This is a genomic window from Paenibacillus sp. JT22N1, from assembly GCF_059692155.1.
The window spans coordinates 146574-169489 of record NZ_JCAUAW010000005.1; the positions used below are offsets into that span (position 1 = coordinate 146574).

Genomic DNA, 22916 nt, shown 5'->3' on the forward strand with positions numbered 1-22916 from the left:
AAATGTAAGTATTATATGGTGAAAAAGTAAGTAGCGGTCATGCTATCGAGCTCTGCCAGTTTGACGGCAGATTGAAAGCTTGCTTCTGAGGCGAGCTTATCGCCGATCAGTGGTTGTTTCTTGTAAGGTTTTCGAATTTTGACTTCTATACTGCCTGGAACAGGCTCCCCTGTGATTTGAATCCGTTGGGGCTCGTACATCAGCACATGGATGATTTCCCTGGAAGTCGCATTATTGCTCTGCAAAAGCTCCTGGATCAATTCGTGATCCATAAGGGAAGGAATACGTTCCTTCATGCCGGGATTCGACTCGCAGTGATGAGCAGCGGCCTTAGCCAGCAGAGCATCCATCGCAAGGAACTGTGGGTTCAGAAAGAGTCGGTGGTCCTCGACAACCGCATGAACAAGCGCAGCAGCCGTATCTTCGTCAGCTTCCACATAATGACCGCGTAAGCGAAGCCCTTTGACAATCTCAGAGGGTGGTCGTACTTGTTGTCCGGCATAATAAGTATCTCTTAGAAAGCTATCAAGATGATCGAGCCCAAGCAGCGTTGTTTTATTCGTAAGAGGGCTGTCTTGATTCAAAATATCCACAATCGACGGTGGCGAAATGCCGTGCTTGATGAGAATATCAGCAACGACGCCGCGCCTAATCAATTGCTCAGTCTGCTGATGATGATCGTACCCAAGTGTTCTCTCAACCGCATGGGAGAAAGGCAAGTGTCCAATATCATGTAGAAGCGCAGCAATACGCAGATGAGGTTCATCTGGGCAAAAGTGAGCCATCAATGACCAGACGCCTACGGTATGTTCAAAGCGGGAATGTGTCATCGGTGAAAAAAGCGCAGATGCCCCGAAGTGATGGAGAAACTTCAGACGGCGCAGCGGCTGCGACCGGAAAAGCTCAACTTCAATCGGATGGGCCTTCATTTGCCATTGATAAAGAGGCTCCCAGATCGTTCCGGTTGAAAAAGTATGCTGTATACTCAAAACAGAGTTCCTCCTAGGCTGTGGAATCTGGATGTATGTTCATTGCAGCGGTATAAGCTATCATAGCATGAAACATAGAAAGTTTGCTATCATGGGCCTATGAAAAAGAAACTCAAAACTTGGTTTTGGATACTCGTTGCTTTGTTCCTAATCATCCTGTTTTACTTTACTCTAATGAGCTGGAAAGTTAACTATACTTGGAAACATTCCCATGGAACTCCTAGTGATTGTATCATTATTCTAGGCGCTGCGGTATGGGATGGCAAGCCGAGTCCGGCTTTACGTGAACGATTGGATATTGCGGTGGAGGCTTTCAGCAGTGGATTAGCTCCGAATATTATTGCCAGTGGGGGAATAGGCGGCAGTGAACCCTCTGAAGCCGAAACGATGAAACGTTATTTAATGGAGAAAGGAGTACCGGAGCGGGCCATCCTTTTAGAGGAGAAGTCACGAAGCACCATGGAGAATTTACAGAACAGTCAGGCGATTATGATGGAAAAAGGATATCGGACAGCGGTGATTGTAACGCATGGCTTCCATGCTTATCGGGCATCTCTGATGGCGAGAAGCCTGGGAATTACATCGACGGTCGAGCCGGTTCAGATTCGTCCGCTTTCGTTGACGTACTATACGTTAAGGGAGTGTGCAGGCATTGCGATTTTCACGCTGGAATCTATTAAAATGAAAACCTTTTCATATTAATTATTTTTGAATTGAACTATAAGATATCAAGTGTTAATATAATATAAAAAATATTGAGAATATTTCATCTAATTAATTAGCTTGGTTTAGGTGGAATAGGCATTCGCGTGTCATAACTTTTTAGCGCTTTAACGCGTGCGTCCAAGGGTAAACGACTCCATCGTCCAACAAGGACGAAGAGTACAACCAAAAACGAGGGAAGAAAGGTTGCACAACATGACTAAAATTGGATTACCTCCCAAACAGGGATTGTACGATCCGGGGTTTGAGCATGATGCGTGCGGTATTGGCTTTGTTGCCAATATCAAGGGCGTCAAATCACATGAAATCGTCAAGCAGGCGCTTCGTGTCCTTTGTAATTTAGATCATCGCGGTGGTCAAGGTAGTGAAACGAATACGGGTGACGGGGCAGGCTTATTGATGCAAATCCCGGATACGTATCTTCAGTCCGCTTGTGTGGAGGAGAATATAAAGCTCCCTGCTGCTGGCAGCTATGGTGTCGGTATGGTCTACTTACCTCAGGATTTGGAGGCACGCCAAGCATGTGAGAGTATAATTGAGCGAATTGTCAAACAAGAGGGTCAGCAATTCCTCGGATGGAGAACCGTTCCAACGGACAACAGTTCTTTGGGAGATTCCGCCAAGTCAGCAGAGCCTTTCGTACGCCAAGTCTTTATTGGTCAAAGTGAAGATGTTACGAGCAACTTGGATTTTGAGCGTAAGCTATATATTATTCGTAAGCTGTCAGAAAACGCTATCAAATTATCTCATCGTGATTCGCAATTTTACTATTCTAGCTTGTCTAGCAGAACGATTGTATATAAAGGAATGTTAACGCCCGAGCAAGTTGACGCTTATTACATTGAATTGCAAGATGAGAAAGTAGACTCCGCACTCGCACTCGTTCACTCCCGCTTTAGTACGAACACATTCCCGAGCTGGGAACGTGCACATCCGTACCGCTATTTGATTCATAATGGTGAAATTAATACCCTGCGCGGCAATGTGAACTGGATGCATGCCCGTCAGGCTATGTGCGAAACCGAATTATTCGGCGACGATTTCAAACGCATTCTTCCTGTTATTGATACCGATGGCTCCGATTCACAAATGTTTGATAATACATTAGAATTCCTCATGCTTTCTGGGCGTTCGCTGCCGCATGCAGCGATGATGATGGTACCTGAACCTTGGTCCAAACACGAAACGATGGATGATGAGAAGAAGGCTTTCTACGAGTACCACAGTACACTGATAGAGCCGTGGGATGGTCCAGCTGCCATTGCTTTCACAGATGGCAGTCAAATTGGAGCAATTCTTGACCGTAATGGCTTGCGTCCATCGCGTTACTATGTAACTACCGATGATTTCATTGTTCTGGCTTCTGAAGTTGGTGTCTTGGATATTGAGCCGGAGCGTATTTTGTACAAAGATCGTCTCAGACCGGGACGTATGCTGCTTGTCGATACGATAGAAGGCCGCATCGTGACCGATGAGGAAATCAAAAGCCGCATCGCTGGCGAACAGCCTTACCGTGATTGGCTGAACGAGCACCTTGTTTCCCTTGAAGACTTGGAAGATGCGCCAATCGTGCTCGGTTTCGACCATGACACGGTACTGCAGCGTCAGCATGCATTTGGATATACTTTCGAACAACTGCGTAAGACACTGGAGCCAATGGCTAAAACGGGTGTAGACCCCATTGGTTCAATGGGTACGGATGCACCGCTTGCCGTGCTTTCCGATCGACCGCAGCTGCTATATAACTATTTTAAGCAACTGTTTGCGCAAGTTACCAACCCGCCGATTGATGCGAATTTCGAAGAAATTATTACAGCTCAAGGCACTACAATCGGTCCTGAGCGTAACCTGATTAACCCTGAACCGGAGAGCTGTCGACAAATACGTTTGCAATCGCCATTCCTCTCCAACGAAGAACTGGCGAAGCTGCGTCATATTAAGCGCGATGGCTTCAAAACAGTTACCTTGCCTACGCTATTCGAGGCGGTCGAAGGCACAGAGGGTCTGGAAAGTGCTATGCAAGCCCTTTATGCTGCGGCTGATCTAGCCATTGTGGAAGGCGCTTCGCTATTAATTCTTTCAGATCGCGGTGTGGATAGCCGTAAGGCACCGATTCCAGCGCTGCTTGCGACTTCAGGTCTCCATCACCATTTGATTCGCCAAGGCACACGGACCAAAGTTAGCTTGCTTGTAGAGTCAGGCGAACCGCGTGAAGTGCACCATTTTGCTTTGCTGCTCGGTTATGGCGCAGGGGCTATTAACCCATATCTCGCGTTAGAAACGTTAGACGACATGATAGGGCGCAAGCAGCTAGTTGGCGTTGATATTGAGAAAGCGACGTATAACTACATTAAAGCGGTGACGAAGGGCGTTGTTAAAGTCCTGGCGAAAATGGGAATTTCCACGATCCAGAGTTATCGTGGGGCGCAAATTTTCGAAGCGATTGGACTTAGCCAAGAGCTCATCGATTCGTATTTTACATGGACCTACACGCCTGTTGGCGGGATTGGCATCGATATTGTGGCTAAGGAAGCTCTGATCCGCCACAACCGCGCTTTCTCTGAGCAAGAGGGACGCGATAAGGTGCTGGACACCGGGGGTGATTTGCAGTGGCGCAGAGATGGAGAAGATCATCTCTACACACCAGAAACGGTGCATGCCCTACAATCAGCCGTTCGTACGAACAACTACGCGATGTATAAGAATTTCTCGAAACTCATCAAACGTGAGGATGAGAAATATATGGCTCTGCGCGGGCTTCTGAGCTTCAAGGAAGGCCGACAACCGATCCCGATCGAAGAAGTGGAGCCGATCGAGTCGATTTTCAAGCGCTTCAAGACGGGAGCCATGTCCTATGGCTCCATCAGTAAAGAAGCGCATGAGACGATTGCGATTGCGATGAATCGCATCGGCGGCAAGAGCAATACCGGCGAGGGCGGCGAGCATCCGGAGCGCTTCACGCCGGATGCGAACGGCGACCTTCGCCGCAGCGCAATCAAGCAGGTGGCGTCCGGCCGCTTCGGCGTCACAAGCCACTATCTCGTCAATGCTGACGAGATTCAGATCAAGATGGCGCAGGGCGCGAAGCCCGGCGAGGGCGGTCAGCTCCCGGGAACCAAGGTGTACCCTTGGGTTGCCGAGGTTCGCGGTGTTACGCCAGGCGTAGGCTTGATTTCGCCGCCGCCGCATCACGATATTTATTCGATCGAGGATCTAGCTGAGCTGATCCACGATCTCAAGAATGCCAACCCGCGGGCACGGATCAGCGTGAAGCTGGTATCCGAAGTCGGTGTTGGCACCATCGCTGCCGGCGTAGCCAAAGGGAAAGCGGACGTTGTCCTGATCTCCGGCTACGACGGAGGAACAGGCGCGTCGCCGCAGACGAGTATTCGTCACGCGGGACTGCCTTGGGAGCTCGGTCTGGCGGAGACGCATCAGACGCTCGTGCTCAACAACCTGCGCAGCCGTATCGTCGTCGAGACAGACGGCAAGCTGATGACGGGGCGCGACGTTGTCGTAGCTGCCCTGCTTGGGGCTGAGGAGTTCGGCTTCGCTACAACTCCGCTCATTACAATTGGCTGCGTGATGATGCGCGTGTGCCATTTGGATACCTGTCCGGTTGGGGTTGCTACGCAAAATCCGGAGCTTCGTAAGAAATTTGCCGGGGATCCGCAGCATGTGGTCAATTTCATGACCTTCATTGCGCAGGATGTGCGTGAGATGATGGCTGAGCTTGGTTTCCGTACCATTGAAGAGATGGTCGGTCGCACAGATGTGCTTGAGTCTAAACAAGCTGTCGAGCATTGGAAGGCTAAGGGCGTCGACTTATCGCCGCTTCTGCACCAACCAGAGATGGGCGAGGATGTGGGCCGTTTCTGCCAAATGGCGCAGGATCATGGTTTGGATCGCTCATTGGACGTAACGAAGCTGCTCGCTATTTGTGAGCCTGCGATTGAGCGCAAAGAGCATGTGCACGCCATCCTGCCAATTGCGAACGTCAACCGTGTTGTCGGAACGATTGTAGGTAGTGAAGTTACACGTCGTCATGGCGTGGACGGCTTACCTCACGATACCATCCGCCTCCACTTTAATGGGTCTGCTGGACAAAGCTTCGGTGCTTTCGTACCGAAAGGGATCACACTTTCGCTGGAAGGCGATGCCAATGACTACGTTGGTAAAGGATTATCTGGTGGTAAACTGGCTATCTTCCCTTCCAGTAAGGCGAACTTTGTTCCCGAAGACAACGTGATTATTGGAAATACCGCGTTCTATGGCGCAACCGACGGGGATGCTTACATCCGGGGTATTGCAGGTGAGCGTTTCTGCGTAAGAAACAGCGGCGTGCGAGCGGTTGTCGAAGGTGTAGGCGACCATGGTTGTGAATACATGACGGGCGGCCGTGTTGTAGTTCTCGGTTCTACGGGACGCAACTTCGCTGCAGGCATGTCAGGCGGTATCGCTTATGTACTGGATGAGAAGGGGGACTTCTCAAGTAAGGTGAACAAAGAAATGGTTTACCTAGAGCAGCTGGAAGAAACGTATGAAATGAACGAACTGAAAACGATGATTCAGCATCATGCCACATTTACGGATAGCAGCGTTGCCCACCGAGTTATTCAGCACTGGGATGAGTACGTTTGGAAGTTCGTGAAGGTTATACCGAAGGACTACAAACGGATGTTTGATGCTATCGAAAAGGTGAAACGCTCCGGACTAAGCCAACAAGAAGCTATCATGGTTGCTTTCGAGGCGAATATGAGGGATGTTTCTCGGGTCGGTGGAAATTAACGAATCAGATCAGATGCTGACGAAGTAAGTTTTGCTGAAGCAAAACATGAGATGCTTCCGATGCCCGTTTTTCTGGTGAAAAACTCAGCAGATGCTTACGAAGTAAGTTTTCTCGCGAAAACTCTCAGGAGGGATTAAACGTAAATGGGTAAACCAACTGGTTTTATAGAACATCGTCGTGAAGTGGCAACTGAAGCTGCTCCCCTAGTCCGCATTGGACATTGGAAAGAGTTTGCGACGCCGCTGACTGAAGATAAATTGCAGACGCAAGGTTCAAGATGTATGGACTGTGGGATTCCTTTCTGTCACACAGGGGCGTTGATCAGCGGCATGGCCGCTGGTTGCCCGGTAAATAACCTCATTCCGGAATGGAATGATCTGGTGTACCGCGGTCAATGGAGAGAGGCTCTGGACCGTCTGCATAAAACGAACAACTTCCCTGAGTTCACGGGACGCGTTTGCCCGGCGCCATGTGAAGGTTCGTGTACGGTAGGTCTGAAGGATACACCGGTTACGATCAAAAGCATCGAAAAAGCGATTATTGATAAAGGCTTCGATGAAGGCTGGATTACACCTGAGCCTCCGGAAGTTCGGACAGGTAAGAAGGTAGCTGTCGTAGGCTCGGGTCCATCCGGACTCGCTGCAGCAGCGCAGCTGAACAAAGCTGGACACTGGGTTACCGTGTTCGAACGTGCAGACCGCGTGGGCGGACTGCTCATGTACGGTATTCCGAACATGAAGCTGGATAAGAAGTACGTCCAGCGTCGTGTGGACCTGCTCGAAGCCGAGGGCATCACGTTCGTTACTGGCGCTCATGTCGGTGTGAACTATCCGATCGAGAAGCTACAAGAGGAGTTCGATGCCATCGTTCTATGCGGCGGGGCAACGAAAGGCCGCGATCTTCCGATCGAGGGTCGTGAGCTAGGCGGCGTTCACTTGGCCATGGAATTCCTGAGCAAGAACACGAAGAGCTTGCTGGATTCCGAGCACGCCGACGGTGCTTTCATTTCCGCCGAAGGTAAGGATGTTATCGTCATCGGCGGCGGCGACACGGGTACGGACTGCGTGGGCACATCTTTGCGTCACAAAGCGAAGAGTGTTACGCAATTTGAGATTATGCCGAAGTCACCGGACACACGTCCTGCGAACAATCCTTGGCCAGAATGGCCAAAAGTCCACAAAGTGGACTACGGTCAACAAGAAGCGGCTGCGCTGCAGGGTGACGATCCGCGCCAATACTTAATCAACACGAAGAAATTCGTGGGGGATGAGAATGGCAACTTGAAGGAACTGCATACGGTGCTCATCGAGTGGCAGAAGAACGAGAAAGGCCAATTCGTTCCTGTGGAAGTTCCGGGCAGCGAGAAAGTATACCCAGCTCAGCTGGTACTGATCGCGATGGGCTTCACAGGGCCGGAGAACACGGTGCTGGATCAACTAGGCGTCGTCAAAGACGAGCGCTCCAACGCGAAAGCAGACTATGGTAAGTTTGCGACGAGCGTGGACGGTGTCTTCGCAGCCGGTGACATGCGTCGTGGGCAAAGCCTGGTGGTTTGGGCAATCAACGAAGGTCGCGCAGCGGCTCGTGAAGTCGATCGTTACTTGATGGGATCATCGAATTTACCATAAAGATGCGGATAAGAGGCTGACTCAAAAGGTTAATAACCTAGCGAGCAGCCTCTATTTTGTTTCGATACGGAGCGAAATCTAACAGGAATTCCTCCCGTTAATTTGGCGTTAATTGTTCTAAACGGTCATCTAACTGGAAAACCTCCCTCTAATTTTTGGGGGAATCGCTATTCCGCGAGAAAACATCAGAAATAACGGGAGATTTTCCATGTAAACTAGCTTTTTGTGAAAAAACACCTAAATTAACGGTAGGTTTTCCATGTAGTGCAACAGTGAAAACAGAGGCAGCCTAAAGATGAACGCCTTATGGGACAGTCCCTTTTTTTGGCCCTGATTTAGTTGTCGTCGAACAATAGCAGTGGGAGTATCACATCTATCCAACGTCTGCTCTCAAAATTGAAATAAACGCACTGACGTTCCGCCACGCTAGCATTATAGCAATTATTAAGTAAAATAGACGTTCCCTTTCGCGGTTCCATAAGATGCCCTAACCCGTCACTGAAACCGACGAATAGCAGGCACGCATAGCACACTAGCAACAATGGCAATGCCAATCGAAGCGAACAACGTTATGGTCGTAATCCCGCCAATTCCATCAGCAATTAAGCCGATGAGGAAATAACTCACAGGCAGCAGGGCGAAAGAACCTAACAGATCCAGACTGACCACACGGCCGAAGGCTTCTGCCGGTACAAGCTCCTGTAAGCTAGTTTCCCAGATAAGACCGAAGATCATAAGGCCAAAGCCTTCTACCGCCATTAGGACAGCTAGAATGACCGCTGAAGAGGTGAGAGGCAGGAGCAGCAATGCCACACCGCTGAGGAGTACAGAACCGTAAGCGAGTAGACCTCGATGAGGCCATTTCGTCTTAGAGCCGAAAATGAGTGCTGCAACAATCGCCCCAAGTCCGGAGCAAGTAATCCCGACACCATACATCAATGGATCCAGTTGTAGATGTACTTTGAATAACCAAGGAACAAGAATGACACTAATTCCACTATAACTAATATTAATGAACGAAAAGGCAAGGATCGTTATCCAAAGCCAGGGATGACCTTTGAGGATCGTAATGCCTTCTAGAAATTCGCTCTTCCACGAAGTCGAGGGTTGATCTGCAATTTGTTTGATGATCGGTGTATAAAGCGATTTTTTCACCATAAAGAGCAGGCATAGAAAGGAGAGTAGATAGGTCAGCGCATCTAATCCGAAGCCGTAACTCGCTGATAAGGAAGAAATCAGCAGTCCACCTAGGACAGGTCCGATAAGTCGGACGGCTTGATTGCTCATTTGTGTCAGAGCGTTAGCTGCATTACGAATTTCGGGTGTGAATACGGTGGCGCGTACAGCTGAATAGGCAGGATGAAAAAGGCCCTCCATGAGGCCATAGATGCCTACAAGTCCGAATAAGACATGGATGGATAAGGTGTTAGTAAAAATAAGCACCGCGATGGCTAACATGGTGATAAATCGAACGATATCAGAGAGCATCATAATTTTAACGCGATCATAACGATCTACGATCCAGCCGGAAAAAGGGAGCATGATTACGTAAGGAAGCATATAAGCAGCCATAACGATGCCCATCATCGTGGTTGAACCTGTTAGGGAATAAACAACCATGGGTAAAATAACGGTAGTAACAGAACCGCCGAGCATGGATATGAGTTGGCTAAGCCACAAATAAGGAAAGGAACGTGATTTTACAAAAGGTATCAGGAAATTATCTAGTACTCGCTGTTTCTTTTTAAGATGTGATTCTATTTGCATGTTTGATTTACTCCTAACTCTCAGAATCAAAAGGTGAACAATTCATACACATCATGTACAATAGAAAGAGCAGGTAAGCTCGCGATGATGAGGGAGCCTAATATGAACGGATTGGAGGGGAGCACATGAAGAAAGAGAATCTCATTACGCCGGCGGAACTGCATGCACTGCTAGCTGAGAATGGGCAGGACCTTCAGGAGTTTGAAATGGACGAACCCATCGGTACACAGCATCTTCATTCTCTGCAAAAAGCAGTTGTGCTCCTCTCCCAGCAGGTAGCGGATCTTCAAACGCAGCTTCATGCACATTTTGAACTCCAAAACAAACAGCAAGAACAAATGCTGCGGCAATTTAAATACCAAATTGAACATAAGCTCCATGAGCAGTTGGCAAATGGGATCGTGGTACTGCAGCAGCCGACGGACATGGATACCGAAGTTTTGCATAAGGAATCCCAACAATTGACGCTCTATGCAGCTGAATTGCTTGAACCGGTTGATGATGAGCCGACATATTCCAGGGTGAAAAGCTATAAAAAGATTCGGAAACGAAAAAAGTCGTTACTGGAGAAGCTTTTCGGATAGTTGAAAGGACAAAAGACCGCATCTTCCTAGTCGAAGAGCGGTCTTTCCGTGTCTTAGTGCATCTGGAAATCTATAGCATCCCTTCCTCATGAGCCTTCTTGGATGCTTGCACGCGGTCTCGGACGTCCATTTTCGAGTATATGCTGGAAATATAGTTCTTCACGGTGCCTTCGGACAAGAACAGCTTTTCGGCAATTTCTCTGTTATTGAGGCCATCGGCGATACAGTGCAGTACTTGCACTTCTCGTTCACTGAGTCCATAAGTATCGGCCCGAACCTGCTCTTCCAGAGCTTTGACTCCGGCACCCTGCGATGTGCTATCTGAAGCGCCTCTCGCTTGCTGGACGAGCATTCTGGCGATATCTTGAGGGATGAGTGTGCCGCCTTGATGCACCCATTTGATACCGGCCGCCAGATCCTTCGGATGAATAGCTTTGAGTAGATAGCCTTCGGCACCCGCTCCTAGGGCATCGACGACATAGCTGATTTCCTGGAAGGTAGTCAGAATGATGACGCGAATCTGAGGCCATGTGGCCTTGATTTGGCGGGTTGCTTCGACGCCGTCCATGACAGGCATATGAATGTCCATAAGTACAACGTCAGGCTGCTGTTCTTCGCACTGTTTTAGAGCTATGTGACCATTCTCGGCCAAACCGACAACATGAATATCCGGATCCATATCAAGAACGATGTGTAGGCTTTCTCTTATTAAATCCTGATCATCGACCAGGAGAAGTTTAAGCGGGGTTGTGTTCATGCTTGGTCCTCCTCAGAGTTTTTCGCCAGAAAAACTGGCATCGAAAGCGTTACTTGAGTTTTTCGCCAGAAAAACTGGCATCGTAAGCGCAGCTTAAGTTTGTATCCACATTGTACCACCCAGTGCTTCCAACGGGAAAGGATTTAGAATGACGGCAAACGTTTGGCGGGAATGGAACAATGAACGACAGTACCTTGACCTATTGTGGAACTCACCTGAAGTGTACCCTGCAGCGCAAATATGCGTTCCTGCATGGCATTGATACCAAAGCCAACTTTCAGCTGTTCCGTACCGACGCCATCGTCCTCAATGCGAATGTCTACTAAATCATCGGAGTAAGTGAGTGTTACTTCTACGGTGGAAGCCCGGCCATGCCGTTTGGCATTGGTTAGTGATTCCTGCAGACAGCGAATGAGCGAAAGCTTAGTTTGTTTCGGAATGTCGAATTCGTTACCTACGGTGGTGAATCGGATTTGGGTCCCGGTATGAAGAGCAAATTCGTTGGCCAGTCTCGTCAATTGTTGGGAGAGCAGCATATCGCCTTCGGGAACCATCTGATGAATACTGCGACGTACTTCTTCGAGTCCATTGCGGGTTACACTACGTAGGACGTCCAGCTTTTCTTTGGCTTTATCTGGCACTGTTTCGATCAGGTAGGACACAGCGTCCATCCCCATGATGACGGAAGTAAATGTATGACCTACTGTATCGTGTAATTCACGTGCCATCCGGTTACGCTCCTCAAGCAGCGTAAGCTGTTCGATTTGGTTGGCGTACTGCTCTAATGCGTTATTTTGCTCATGGATTAAATGATACTGACGTTGGTTCTCGGCTAAAAGCTTTTCGGTCTTCTCATTCGACGTCACAACCCGCTGTAAACTAAGACCAATGGCGAAAAACAGTACCGCATTTAAGATAATGCTGAATAATTGGCCAACACCCATTCCACTGTTTAGGATGAAAAAATAGGTAACAGGCATAGCCACCATAAATATGGGAGCAGTCCACCAAGCATTTTTTCGGTCGGTTAGGAATCCAATGACCATTAATGGGCAATTAATAGTAAGGTACGCATCCTGCTGCATCCATGAAAGATAGATTTGTAGAGGAATACCTGTCAGCAGCACGGCAATCGGATAGAAAGTTGAGTTGATATAGTTCGGTCTCCAGAATAGAAATGGGGCGCCGTAGGACAGGAGGATGGCCAATATCGTTTGGATGGTGGCAGTTAGTTCATGCTCATGCATATGCAGAAGCGCATAAAGTAAGCCAAGCAGCGTAGAACCGGTCAAGACGATAAACAGGGACCACTCCACACCGTGCCAAGGTCTTCTTTGAATCATAAAAGGACTCCTTTACACAAGATCTTATAAGATCATTGTACATAAAATCAGGAAAAAGCCATAGTGAGCGCAGTCATATGGTTTGGTGATGATTTGTGACATTTCTCTATGACTATTCTTAAGAAGATTACTAGGCAAAGCGGTTCAGGTAGGGTAGCATTGGGTTATATTGGTTAAAAGTTAGGGGGAGTGTTAAAGATGAAGGCAACAATAGAAGCCATTACGCCGATAGTAAAAATCGATCAAATTACGAAACGAATCGGTTCTAAGACGATTATTGATAAATTAAGCTTTGAGGTGCCGCGGGGCGAGGTGTTTGGATTTCTCGGTCCGAACGGAGCCGGTAAAACGACAACCATTCGGATGATGGTCGGACTCATGTCGATCACGGAAGGGGATATACGGATTGGCGGGTATTCGATTCGTACCCATTTTGAGCAAGCGATTCGTCATGTTGGCGCAATTGTAGAAAATCCGGAAATGTACAAGTTTCTGAGTGGTTATCATAATTTGGTCCATTACGCGAGAATGTTCCCGGGTATAGAGGAAGACCGAATTCAAGAGGTCATTGATCTTGTCGGTATGGAAAATAGAATTCATGACAAGGTCAAAACGTACTCCCTCGGTATGCGCCAAAGGCTTGGGATCGCTCAAGCTTTGCTGCATAAGCCGTCTGTGCTAATCCTGGACGAGCCTACTAATGGGCTGGATCCAGCAGGTATTCGTGAGCTGCGTGATCATTTACGAAAGCTTACCCGGGAGGATGGGATCTCAGTTATCGTGTCCAGTCATTTACTAGCGGAGATGGAGTTGATGTGCGACCGTGTCGCCATTATTCAGAACGGGAAGCTGGTGGACGTCAGACTGATTAAAGAGTTTGGTCAGGCGGATGGCAAGCAGCAGGTGGCTTTTGAGGTGGCGTCGATGGATCGAGTTTTAACATTAGCAGCAGAACACGGAGCACAAGCGGAAGTGGCTGGGGATGAGATCATCATGAATCTCGATAAGAAAGAGACAGCAGCGTGGAACAAAAGGTTCGTAGAGGCAGGGATTGCGGTCTACGGCATTCGAGCGGCAAACAAATCCCTGGAAGATCAATTTTTAGAGATGACGGGAAGTGATCCGATTGCTTAATCTCATTCGAAATGAACATATGAAAATTTATCGTAGGCTGCGAACTTGGATTCTAGGTGGATTATTGATTGTCATTGTCGTATTAGCTGCACTGTTCTCACATTCGGGCTATCAGACTGATGACGAAGGCTGGAAGACCAGAGCATCGGAATCGATTGAGCACAATCAGAAAGAGCTGGAAAATCCGGATGTGCCGGCCAAATTTAAACAGCAGATGAAGGAGGACATAGCACTCCAGCAGTACATGTTGGATCATAATTACCCTCCGACAGATAACACCTTATGGGGTGGCACGCTAAGCGCAGCAGGATTAATCATCATGGTTACGTTATTTACCGTAATCATTGCCGGAGATATGGTCGCTGGTGAGTTTACATGGGGGACAATTAAGCTGCTGCTCATTCGTCCTGCGAGTCGAGCGAAAATTCTCTTGTCTAAGTATCTAACAACGCTGCTGTTTGCAGCTACTCTGCTGATTGTGATGTTTATTACTTCTCTGATTGTGAACGGGTTTCTCTACGGATTTCAGAGTCTAAATCTTCCGCACTTGACTGTAAATGCAGCAGGACAAGTTCAGGAAGGAAGTATGCTGGTGTATGTGTTTGCAACCTATGGACTAAAGTTGATCGAGCTCGTTATGATCGTGACGATGGCCTTTATGATCTCGACCGTATTTCGCAGCTCCTCATTGGCTATTGGCCTTAGCATTTTCATCATGTTCGCGGGGCAAATTATTACGCTATTGCTGATGAGATACAGCTGGGGCAAATATTTTTTATTCGCCAACACAGATCTCACTCCCTACTTAGAGGGGCAGCCACTGGCAGAAGGGATGACGCTTGGTTTCTCTATAACCGTGCTGCTCTTCTACTTCTTATTGTTTATTGTGCTCTCTTGGGAAATATTCCGCAGACGCGATGTAGCCGCCTGATAATCGTGTGGTCTAGAGACTAACGGATACAAAAAAAGGACGACTCCTAGGTTATGAAACCTTTGGAATCGTCCTTTTCTCATTTTTGAATATACGCGTGGATGGTATCAGGAACTTCCTGCAAGGAGTTCAACTGGTAGAACGCCCCTTTAGGAGTGATGTCAATGGTTCCTGTGTTGTACTCCCAGTCCTGCTGTACTGGAATGTGAATCGAGTGGATACCGGCATGCAGCGCAGGCAGTACATCCGTCTTGATCGAGTTGCCGATCATCCATGTGTGATTGCGATCAAAACGCTGTTCATTCATGATCGTTTCCATGTATTCTCTCGTCTTATGCACCGTAACAAAGATGCGATCATCAAAGTAGGTGTCTAAGCTCAAATCCTTCACTTTTTTCATTTGGATAGTTGCATCGCCACCTGTATATAGAAACAGTCGGTGTCCGGCTTGCTGGAGATGATCGAGTGTTTCGTTCATAAGCGGATAAGGCTCTGCTGTATATTCATAAACAGTGTGGCCTAATTGCAACAACCATGATTCTTCTTTTACATTAGTTGGACGGTTATACTGTGCGGCGAACCATTGGTATGTCTCAACAAATGATTTGGGAAAACGATCCGGCATAAAGCCATGAATGTGGATGCCAGCGAGATCGATTTGGAGCTGCTTCTGCTTGATATCCTGCGCGTTAAGTCCGTGCCCAGAATACCAAGTAAGCATAAGATCGATAAACTGGTCAATCACGAAGTCAAAATATTTATTACAATGCACCAACGTATCATCAAGATCAAAAAGTATCGTCTGTTCTCTCATAGGCCTTGTCTCCTGCATCAGTTAGAAATGAATTTCCAACTATTATATCATGCGCCTAGCTCCAATCCTAGGCGAGACCCTTACATAGCCACCGTATTCCCCTTAAATGCCCCATTAGCGGATGAGGCAGGTTTACTCCCATTGTCTTGCTCACCGTTTTGGATAGGAGCAGTTGTTGATGCTTTCGATTCCATTTTACTGTTTCCTTGGAATAGTCCACCTTCTTCTATGATAAAGGAAGCCGCGCTGATATTGCCTTGAAGGGAACCTGTAGAAGTAATCGTCAGCTTGCCCTTGGTGATGATGTTACCCTGTACGCTTCCTGCCAGTACAACGTCTCTTGCAGAAATATTGGATTTTACTACGCCATTTTCCCCTATAATAACATCCCCAGCGCATTCGATATCACCTGTAATGCCGCCTTCAATGCGAATGCTCGCTGCTGATTTGATGCGGCCTTCAAAGGTTGTACCTTCTCCAATTAAAGTATCTGTTGTATTCGGATTCATGAAGTCTTTCTTTTTCTTAAACATGGCGGTTATTCATCCTTTCGATTCGCTTTGAGATAAGGTTTGGGATCGATGCTTTCCCCATTTTTGAGTACTTCATAGTGCAGATGAGGTCCAGTACTGCGTCCCGTGGATCCGACTAGGCCTATAGAACTACCTTTTTCCACCGAATCTCCCTTATTCACTAAAATTTTATTTAAATGCATGTACCAAGTGCGTAATCCCTTAGAATGCTCGATGACGATATTGTTGCCGTGGAACATATCACTCCCGGTGCTGACGACTTTGCCGTCTGCTGTTGCATAGACAGGATCATTCTCACGGGCACCGAAATCAATGCCGGAATGAAAGCTTGGACGATGCGTAAAAGGGTCCGTACGGTAACCGAACGTTGATGTGACGACCTTTGTGGTAGTCGGCCACAGGGTTGGGGTAATGCGAAGTAATTGCTGCTTGTCGGTAACCTTTTGTTTCGTTACGGTTAAGCTGGTTTGCAGCTCCTTCACTTCGCTGTTAAGTGCCGTGAAGGAAGCTAACGTCTGCTCACCAAGCTTTATGATGTCCTCCTGAGAAGCTGGATTAGAACTTCCGCCAATGCCGCTATCAAGGGCAGGGAGCTTTCCATCTGCATCCGCAGGTTTATCCTGTTTGCTGGATGACGTGCTGGCAACGGCTGTGCCGGTTGTGTTTGCGTCGATCCCGGCAATCGATTTGAGATCACTTTCGAATTTCTTCATCTCTTCAACTTGTGTTTTCATTTGTTCGGCTTGCTGAGACAGTTGAATAACTTCATTCTGTAATTGTTCGATGGCCTTGTCTTTGGAATTTAATGCAGCACTCCACTGCTGATTAGCTCCAGTTAGCTTAGACTGAAGAGCACTAGCCTTTTTCAAGGTGCTTGCATGCATTACATAAGTGATTATAGAAATTAGCAGTAGCACGGATAAGCATGCTGCGGCGATATAAGCGAATAGATGGGGAATACGAAACCTGACGACCGATTGATTGGCATCTGGAATGATGACTAGCGTCAGTTTTTTGGGTTTCCAGTTGAGCTTCATAAAGGCTTAATTGTCTCCTGTCGTGGTTGAATTTGGTAAATTGCGTTTCCTGTACTTCATTCGTCATATTCTGATAAAAACCTTCTTAATACCTACTAGTCCTAGATAAAATGAGTCGAAAGTAGGAAGGAATCTTGTCGGATATAATCGAATGTACTTAACAAATACAGGAAGTTGTAGATATGGAGTGTAGCCACTAATGATAAAGCTTGCAGGTATCGATATAGGGAACGATAGTATTAAACTGGTGCTAGATGGTTCTAGAGAACCGTTAGTGATCCCGAATATCATTGCGCCGGGATACGAAAGGCATATTTTGCAGGAAGAGGATTCCCCGTTGAAAGCGCTGGATGTGATGATTTACAGCCCGTCCCTTTCTCAAAGAAATCAACGCTATTTCGTCGGACAACTTGCTTTGGAACACGAAGATAACCTGGAGCTTGAAGACACGGATAATAAAGCGATATCGGATCAATCCCTTATTGTTGCGCTTACTGCATTAGCTTATCAAGGTCTCGCCAACCAAGCCTTTAATGCTGGGTACGGAAATGTAGACGAAATCGAGTATACGCTTGGAACCGGTTTGCCTGTTCGTGCGTTTGCGAAGTTCAATCAGCAATTCGAGCAGAGACTTCTTGGTGAGCATGAAGTGACGTTTCTATCCACTCCACAATTCCAAAACCGCAAAATTAAAGTATCGGTTCGCAAGGTTGCAGTCTCCATTGAAGGAGCGGCAGCAATGTTCCATTTGGCTACGCACGACAGCTTGCAAGTCAAGGATGAAGAGATTTACAACGGCTGCATCGGCGTTTGCGAGATCGGTGCGCTGACAACGGACTTCCCTGTTATCAAACGGATGGCCATTGACAATCACTTCAGCCATGGCGAGCAAATTGGCATCGCTACCTATCTGGATGCCGTTATTCGCGATGTCGAAGATGCTTATGGCTACGTGTTTCCAAGCCGTGCGAAGCTGGTGCAGCGTGTGAAGAATCGTGAATTTACGATTCAACTCCTTGGCGAAGGACAGGTCGATATTCGACCGATCGTAGACCAGCATTTCCGCCGCGCGGCTTTGCGTATGATCGAGATGATCAAAAAGCGCTGGCGCAAATATCCCGATATTCAATGCTTCTATGTGATTGGTGGAGGCGCATCAGCGCTGAAACCTTATATCCAAGAAGCCGCAGGGTCATTAAAACTGCGATTCGCGAATGAAAGCGAATTTCTAAATATGTATGGCTACTTGAAAGTGGCCAAAAGTCGGTTAAGCCAATCAGTTCCTGTCTAGCCATGTAACGCACCTGTTTATGAGGGTGCGTTTTTTTTATGCATTTTTTTGCCACAAAATCATTTACCGGCTTCTGATTGCTTCGAAAGGTTCACCTCCATATAAGTTGTCAGGACCGTAAGGAATAAACAACAAGCAAAACACATTGCGCAGGCGGTGCTCATGATAGGCTTATACTTGCCGAAGGCAAGTCCGATGACAATGCAGACTGTAGAAAAAACCATCAGGATATTGCCCAGCCATACCCATTGCTTGTAAGAAAATCGCGCAGTGATCTTGGTCATCTGTTTAGGAGGGGCAATATTAGAATTCCCATTGTCTCTGGGTTGCACCGCTGGTTGTGGCTGCTTCCGGAGCTTGATCCTCGCGGCAGCGAAGAGGATGCCGATCACGAAAGGCTGATATCCCAGTACGATGAGCGGCATGCTGAAATTCGCGAAGGCGAGCACCTCAGTGATACTTTTGAACGATAGAATCGTCGTAAGCGCCACCAAGAGGGCAACCTGCTTGTTAATGATGGGATAGTTGCGCTCCTTGATGACTGAGCTAATGCCTAAGAGAATCGCCAAATAAATCGCGATCATTTTGCAACCTAGTACGGGTAACCAGATGGTCATGAGAACGATGTCTAGCCGATCGAGGAAATCCGTCACATGGATCACTTGCACCAAATTGTAAGCGGGATATACGAAGTTCGCTGGCATTTTGGGTCCCAAAACGGTAAGTACCAAAAAAATAAGAAGCGTGAACAGGCAAATACCGAGCAGGGACCCGTGTCGGATTGCGGAACGGATTTGATTGGCGTTGTACATCATGTGCAGAAAGGCGCCGAGAATGAAAATATCACCCGCGCTTCCGATGGGAAGTAGGTTACTGAAGGCCAATTGTTTGAACGGCATTGTGAGAACGGGCATAGCGAGCCGAAGATTGAATTCGTTCGACAGCAAGAGCGGCATCAACAAAGTCGCGATGACGAAGAGAGGATAGAACATGTCATTGACGCGAGCGACGATTTCAACGCTGCTTCTCCCAAAATAAATCAGATACAAACAGGGCATCAGAACTAAGATTTCCAAGGGTGTGTTATGCAGCAACAACGTGGAATTGTATTTCGACGCGGCAGCCATATCCTGCACGAGAATTTGCCAGAAGTGGAACAAAATCAAGAGATTGACGGCAGTACCGCCCCAGCGCCCCAGCAAATGTATGGATATTTCGAAAATGTTCAGCTTGGGAAACATCTTCACTAAATATCCGAAAAAGGCTGCAATCACAAATATATAGAAAACAGATAGGATATAGCTGAACCACGCATCCATCTCACTTACTCGAATCAGTACATTTTGCAACGTAAAGATGCCTCCGCTTGTGATGACGGATGAGGCCAGCCATGCCAGCTGTCTCTGGTTGATCACTTGTTTTTTATCCATGAAAGACACCGCCTTTTCAATTGCTGCAAGGGCTGATCACTGAATCATTGAGTTATTGATGCTAATTTGCAATCAAATGCCCATTAAATGACTAAACCAAGGGGAGACCGTGTGGATAAAGAAGCGCGATGGCATCGGAATCGGTATGTGTAAATATTTGGTGATAAAGAGTACGAATGTGACAAAGGTAATTAGCCCATACGTTACCTTTACATTGCCTTTCTGATGCTTAAGTAGCTTGCGGTCTATCAGAAGGCTGGTAATCATAATGAAAAGAAAACTAAGTATAAATATGCTGTTCATCGCTATCTCCCATCTTTGGTCACGTTCTGATTGATAAGACCGGTTTCGGTGATGGAGGCTTCCACCTTGATGCGGAATTCAGCTTCTTTGAACACCTCACGCCACTGCGTTTTTAAACCGTTGTTCCATGTATTAGGATGGCTCCTCCAAATCATTAATCCCAGTTGTGCTGAATCGGTCCCTTCCTCTTGCATTTGCTTAATGGCGGCTAGGACGCATTTCTTCACTTGCTCTGCGAATTTACGTTCCACCTTGTGGATGGCTTCCGGCTTGTTGAGAGCTTGTTCGGATAAATCCTCACCAATAACCCCTTTAGCCTCTAGAGTAAGTTGAAAGATGACCTTGTCCCCTTGCAGTATAGGTTTGATTTCGGTATGTCCTTCCTTAACGAGAATGGAGATATCTTTGCCTGATTCGAGCGGAAAGGTGAGAAGATGTTCTCTAACACGGTTTCTCATCCACATGAGTCCATTCGCCTCCTGGTTCTTGTAAATGCCAACCATTCTGTCTCCTTTGAACTGACCATAGCCAACTAGCTGAATTTCTTGAGAGGGCTTCTTAGTTCCTTGGGTTTCCTTGGCTTCGAGGTAACTCAAAATAGGATCACTGTTAAAGCTAAGCGAAATGCCAATATCCTTCGTGGATGTCGCCATCGCGCGGCGCGATTTAGTTATTTCGCGAATGACTTCGGAGGGAAAACGTTCAAACTTGGGCTCCGCATTCAGCAGGTCGTAGCCTTTGCCCTTCGTCACGACGAGAAAGCAGGTCAGCCGACTCTCCGGTGTGCGCGCCGCATCGTCAAACATGATGCCGATTCCTGCCTTGGCAAGCTTTTCGCCTAGGACGATCGTTCGCCGATGTGATAGAAACAGTCTGCGCGACATTCGCATTTGCAGCCTGCTTGTTGCTTCGCGTATCGTCGTTCCGACTTCTGAATCTATATAGTAACTTTTGCCTCCGCTCGTACCGCCTCCACCCCCGCTGGCGCCGCCCATGGAACCGGGGAGGGGTAACATATAGGTAACGCGATACTTGCCGTCGTCCTCCAGATCAATGGAAGAGGTGAGCACAAAGGCGATATCGTTGGTTTCGGTACGATCCCAACAGCCTGTCAGGAATGTCAGCACGAGGGTGATCATCATCCCAAACACAAAAAGACGCCTACGATGAGTCATTTGAATTGCCCTCCTCACTCGCTTTATGCTCATGCTGAATTCTGCTTCCGTCTACGCCTCCGTCCTCCTTGATTTGCTGAGGCAGCTTGTGATCCATGCGCTGTGTGTCTTGAATCGCCATAAATGCAGGACGTTTCTCCATCGCCCACAAAGGAGAGCGAATCAGCGAATCCTGTAAGTCTCCAGCGGATAACGGTCCTAATGGGGATAAATAAGGCACTCCGAAGGAACGTAAATTCGCCATATGTCCAAATAAAATCATCAAGCAAAAGAGAATTCCGTAGAAACCGAATACGGAGGCAACGATTAGAAAAGGAAAACGCAGCATCCGAATGGCGATAGCGCCGTTATAACGCGGGATGGTGAATGAAGCAATCCCAGTAATGGATACGACGATGACAATCGGTGCGGATACGATGCCGGCTTGGACAGCGGCTTGTCCAACAACGAGCGCACCCAAGATGGAGACAGCGGAGCCGACCGCCTTGGGCAATCGAATACCTGCTTCTCGTAAGGCTTCGAATGTAATTTCCATGATTAACGCCTCAACAACGGCAGGGAACGGAATCGCTTCGCGGGCGGCAGCGACACTTAACATCAGTGTTGTCGGTAGTAGTTCATGGTGGTACGTCGTTATAGCTACATACAGAGCAGGTGCCGTGAGCGACAGAAACAAGAAGATGTAACGCAGCAAGCGTAATAGTGTACCGATTTGGTATCGTTCATAATAATCCTCGCTCGCTTGCATAACCTGTATGAATACGAAAGGAACGACTAGCGCAAAGGGTGTGCCATCAACGAGGATGGCCACTCGTCCTTGCAGGAGAGCACTGGCAACAACGTCTGGCCGTTCTGTGTATTGGATCTGTGGAAATGGCGAATACCATTCATCTTGGATGAGTTCTTCGAGCATGCCTGATTCCAAAATGGCATCGATCTTGATTTGCTCAATCCGCTTGACCACTTCCTCAACAAGAGAGGGCATTGCCAAGTCGTCGAGATAGCAGACGACGAGAGCGGTATTGCTCTCTTTACCGACACTCATGGATTTCATCTTCAATCTAGGCGTCTTTAATTTGCGGCGGATCATAGAGGTGTTCGTGCGAATGCTCTCCACGAACCCTTCTTTCGGTCCGCGCACGACCGTTTCCGTCTCCGGCTCGCCGACGGAGCGCTTATCTGTTCCGCGGATGCCGAGCAGGATGGCTTTCGCGTTGCCTTCCACGAGCAGGGCGGTGTCTCCGCCCAAAACAGAAACGAGCAGGTCTCCGTAATTATCGGAGATTTGTGTCTGAGACACCGGCAGTATCGTACCTGCGATGCGGTCGATCGCTGTTTGGCCGCCACCCAGAATCATTAACGATTTCATCGTTTCGTTGAGCAGTTGGGTGTTAATTAGTCCATCAACGAAGAGAAGTAGTGCCGGAATGTGCGGTTCGATCTCGAATTCACGTACGACAACATCAGAGCAGTCCTGAAACATGGCTTTAATAAATTCATGATTTTCATGTAGAAGGAGTGATAGTTTAGTCTCTTTAAGCTCTTCAATGAAGTGGTAGTCTAACGAATCCTTTAGCTCAGATTGTTCATCATTCTCACCCAGCCTATCTGATGGGCGTTTACGCAGGATACTTTTCATCAATTGTTTGGATGCTTTAACCATGCGAGGGCCCTCCTGCTGCAATCTG

The 22916-nt window shown here is 47.7% G+C and carries 18 protein-coding genes; 7 read left to right on the forward strand and 11 right to left on the reverse strand.

Annotated features, from left to right (window positions below; genetic code table 11):
* Positions 1-11: 11 nt before the first annotated feature.
* Entirely contained in the window at positions 12-989 is a 978-nt protein-coding gene (locus AC58UU_RS11795) for an HD domain-containing protein (RefSeq protein WP_497315788.1), read from the reverse strand.
* Positions 990-1088: 99 nt separating this feature from the next.
* On the opposite strand from AC58UU_RS11795, the gene AC58UU_RS11800 reads away from it, so the two are divergent.
* The 3 genes from AC58UU_RS11800 to AC58UU_RS11810 all read left to right on the forward strand — a co-directional run bounded on the left by AC58UU_RS11800 (position 1089) and on the right by AC58UU_RS11810 (position 8129).
* Complete coding sequence (locus AC58UU_RS11800; protein WP_497315789.1) at positions 1089-1691, forward strand: YdcF family protein; 603 nt, start codon at positions 1089-1091, stop codon at positions 1689-1691.
* Between the two features lie 216 nt (positions 1692-1907).
* Entirely contained in the window at positions 1908-6500 is a 4593-nt protein-coding gene (gene gltB, locus AC58UU_RS11805; protein WP_497315791.1) for a glutamate synthase large subunit, read from the forward strand.
* 144 nt (positions 6501-6644) lie between these two features.
* On the forward strand, positions 6645-8129 hold the full coding sequence (locus AC58UU_RS11810) for a glutamate synthase subunit beta (RefSeq protein ID WP_497315793.1): 1485 nt from the start codon (positions 6645-6647) through the stop codon (positions 8127-8129).
* 495 nt (positions 8130-8624) lie between these two features.
* Here the strand turns inward: AC58UU_RS11810 and AC58UU_RS11815 are convergent, their stop codons facing one another.
* Positions 8625-9896: an MFS transporter gene (locus AC58UU_RS11815; protein WP_497315794.1), complete on the reverse strand. Its 1272-nt coding sequence runs from the start codon at positions 9894-9896 to the stop codon at positions 8625-8627.
* Positions 9897-10021: 125 nt separating this feature from the next.
* Between AC58UU_RS11815 and AC58UU_RS11820 the strand changes: the two genes are divergently transcribed.
* A complete protein-coding gene (locus AC58UU_RS11820; RefSeq protein ID WP_497315795.1) occupies positions 10022-10480 on the forward strand; it encodes a hypothetical protein in 459 nt (152 codons plus the stop codon).
* Positions 10481-10550: 70 nt separating this feature from the next.
* Here the strand turns inward: AC58UU_RS11820 and AC58UU_RS11825 are convergent, their stop codons facing one another.
* Together AC58UU_RS11825 and AC58UU_RS11830 are read right to left on the reverse strand one after the other, a co-directional pair.
* Positions 10551-11237 (reverse strand): response regulator, encoded by a 687-nt coding sequence (locus AC58UU_RS11825; RefSeq protein WP_497315797.1) that lies wholly within the window; start codon positions 11235-11237, stop codon positions 10551-10553.
* A gap of 143 nt (positions 11238-11380) precedes the next feature.
* On the reverse strand, positions 11381-12580 hold the full coding sequence (locus tag AC58UU_RS11830) for a sensor histidine kinase (RefSeq protein ID WP_497315799.1): 1200 nt from the start codon (positions 12578-12580) through the stop codon (positions 11381-11383).
* A 198-nt stretch (positions 12581-12778) separates the two neighbouring features.
* Here AC58UU_RS11830 and AC58UU_RS11835 point away from each other — a divergent pair, with 198 nt between their 5' ends.
* Both AC58UU_RS11835 and AC58UU_RS11840 read left to right on the forward strand, forming a co-directional pair.
* A complete protein-coding gene (locus tag AC58UU_RS11835; protein WP_497315801.1) occupies positions 12779-13714 on the forward strand; it encodes an ABC transporter ATP-binding protein in 936 nt (311 codons plus the stop codon).
* A 19-nt stretch (positions 13715-13733) separates the two neighbouring features.
* The gene (locus tag AC58UU_RS11840) at positions 13734-14645 is read left to right on the forward strand and encodes an ABC transporter permease (RefSeq protein WP_497315803.1); all 912 of its coding nucleotides are present in this window, start codon (positions 13734-13736) and stop codon (positions 14643-14645) included.
* A 79-nt stretch (positions 14646-14724) separates the two neighbouring features.
* Here AC58UU_RS11840 and AC58UU_RS11845 read toward each other — a convergent pair whose 3' ends face one another.
* The 3 genes from AC58UU_RS11845 to AC58UU_RS11855 all read right to left on the reverse strand — a co-directional run bounded on the left by AC58UU_RS11845 (position 14725) and on the right by AC58UU_RS11855 (position 17029).
* Positions 14725-15459 carry an HAD family hydrolase gene (locus AC58UU_RS11845; protein WP_497315805.1) on the reverse strand — a complete coding sequence of 245 codons (735 nt, stop codon included), beginning with the start codon at positions 15457-15459 and terminating at the stop codon, positions 14725-14727.
* A gap of 80 nt (positions 15460-15539) precedes the next feature.
* On the reverse strand, positions 15540-15992 hold the full coding sequence (locus AC58UU_RS11850) for a bactofilin family protein (protein ID WP_497315807.1): 453 nt from the start codon (positions 15990-15992) through the stop codon (positions 15540-15542).
* A gap of 5 nt (positions 15993-15997) precedes the next feature.
* Positions 15998-17029, reverse strand: a complete 1032-nt coding sequence (locus tag AC58UU_RS11855) for a M23 family metallopeptidase (protein ID WP_497315809.1) — start codon at positions 17027-17029, stop codon at positions 15998-16000.
* Positions 17030-17228: 199 nt separating this feature from the next.
* Here AC58UU_RS11855 and AC58UU_RS11860 point away from each other — a divergent pair, with 199 nt between their 5' ends.
* Positions 17229-18320: a ParM/StbA family protein gene (locus AC58UU_RS11860; RefSeq protein ID WP_497315811.1), complete on the forward strand. Its 1092-nt coding sequence runs from the start codon at positions 17229-17231 to the stop codon at positions 18318-18320.
* Between the two features lie 59 nt (positions 18321-18379).
* Here the strand turns inward: AC58UU_RS11860 and AC58UU_RS11865 are convergent, their stop codons facing one another.
* The 4 genes from AC58UU_RS11865 to AC58UU_RS11880 all read right to left on the reverse strand — a co-directional run bounded on the left by AC58UU_RS11865 (position 18380) and on the right by AC58UU_RS11880 (position 22891).
* Entirely contained in the window at positions 18380-19750 is a 1371-nt protein-coding gene (locus AC58UU_RS11865) for a GerAB/ArcD/ProY family transporter (RefSeq protein WP_497315813.1), read from the reverse strand.
* A 72-nt stretch (positions 19751-19822) separates the two neighbouring features.
* The gene (locus tag AC58UU_RS11870; RefSeq protein WP_497315815.1) at positions 19823-20053 is read right to left on the reverse strand and encodes a hypothetical protein; all 231 of its coding nucleotides are present in this window, start codon (positions 20051-20053) and stop codon (positions 19823-19825) included.
* A gap of 2 nt (positions 20054-20055) precedes the next feature.
* The gene (locus tag AC58UU_RS11875; RefSeq protein ID WP_497315817.1) at positions 20056-21228 is read right to left on the reverse strand and encodes a Ger(x)C family spore germination protein; all 1173 of its coding nucleotides are present in this window, start codon (positions 21226-21228) and stop codon (positions 20056-20058) included.
* On the reverse strand, positions 21215-22891 hold the full coding sequence (locus AC58UU_RS11880; RefSeq protein WP_497315819.1) for a spore germination protein: 1677 nt from the start codon (positions 22889-22891) through the stop codon (positions 21215-21217). Before AC58UU_RS11880 ends, AC58UU_RS11875 begins: the two co-directional genes overlap by 14 nt.
* Between the last annotated feature and the right edge of the window lie 25 nt (positions 22892-22916).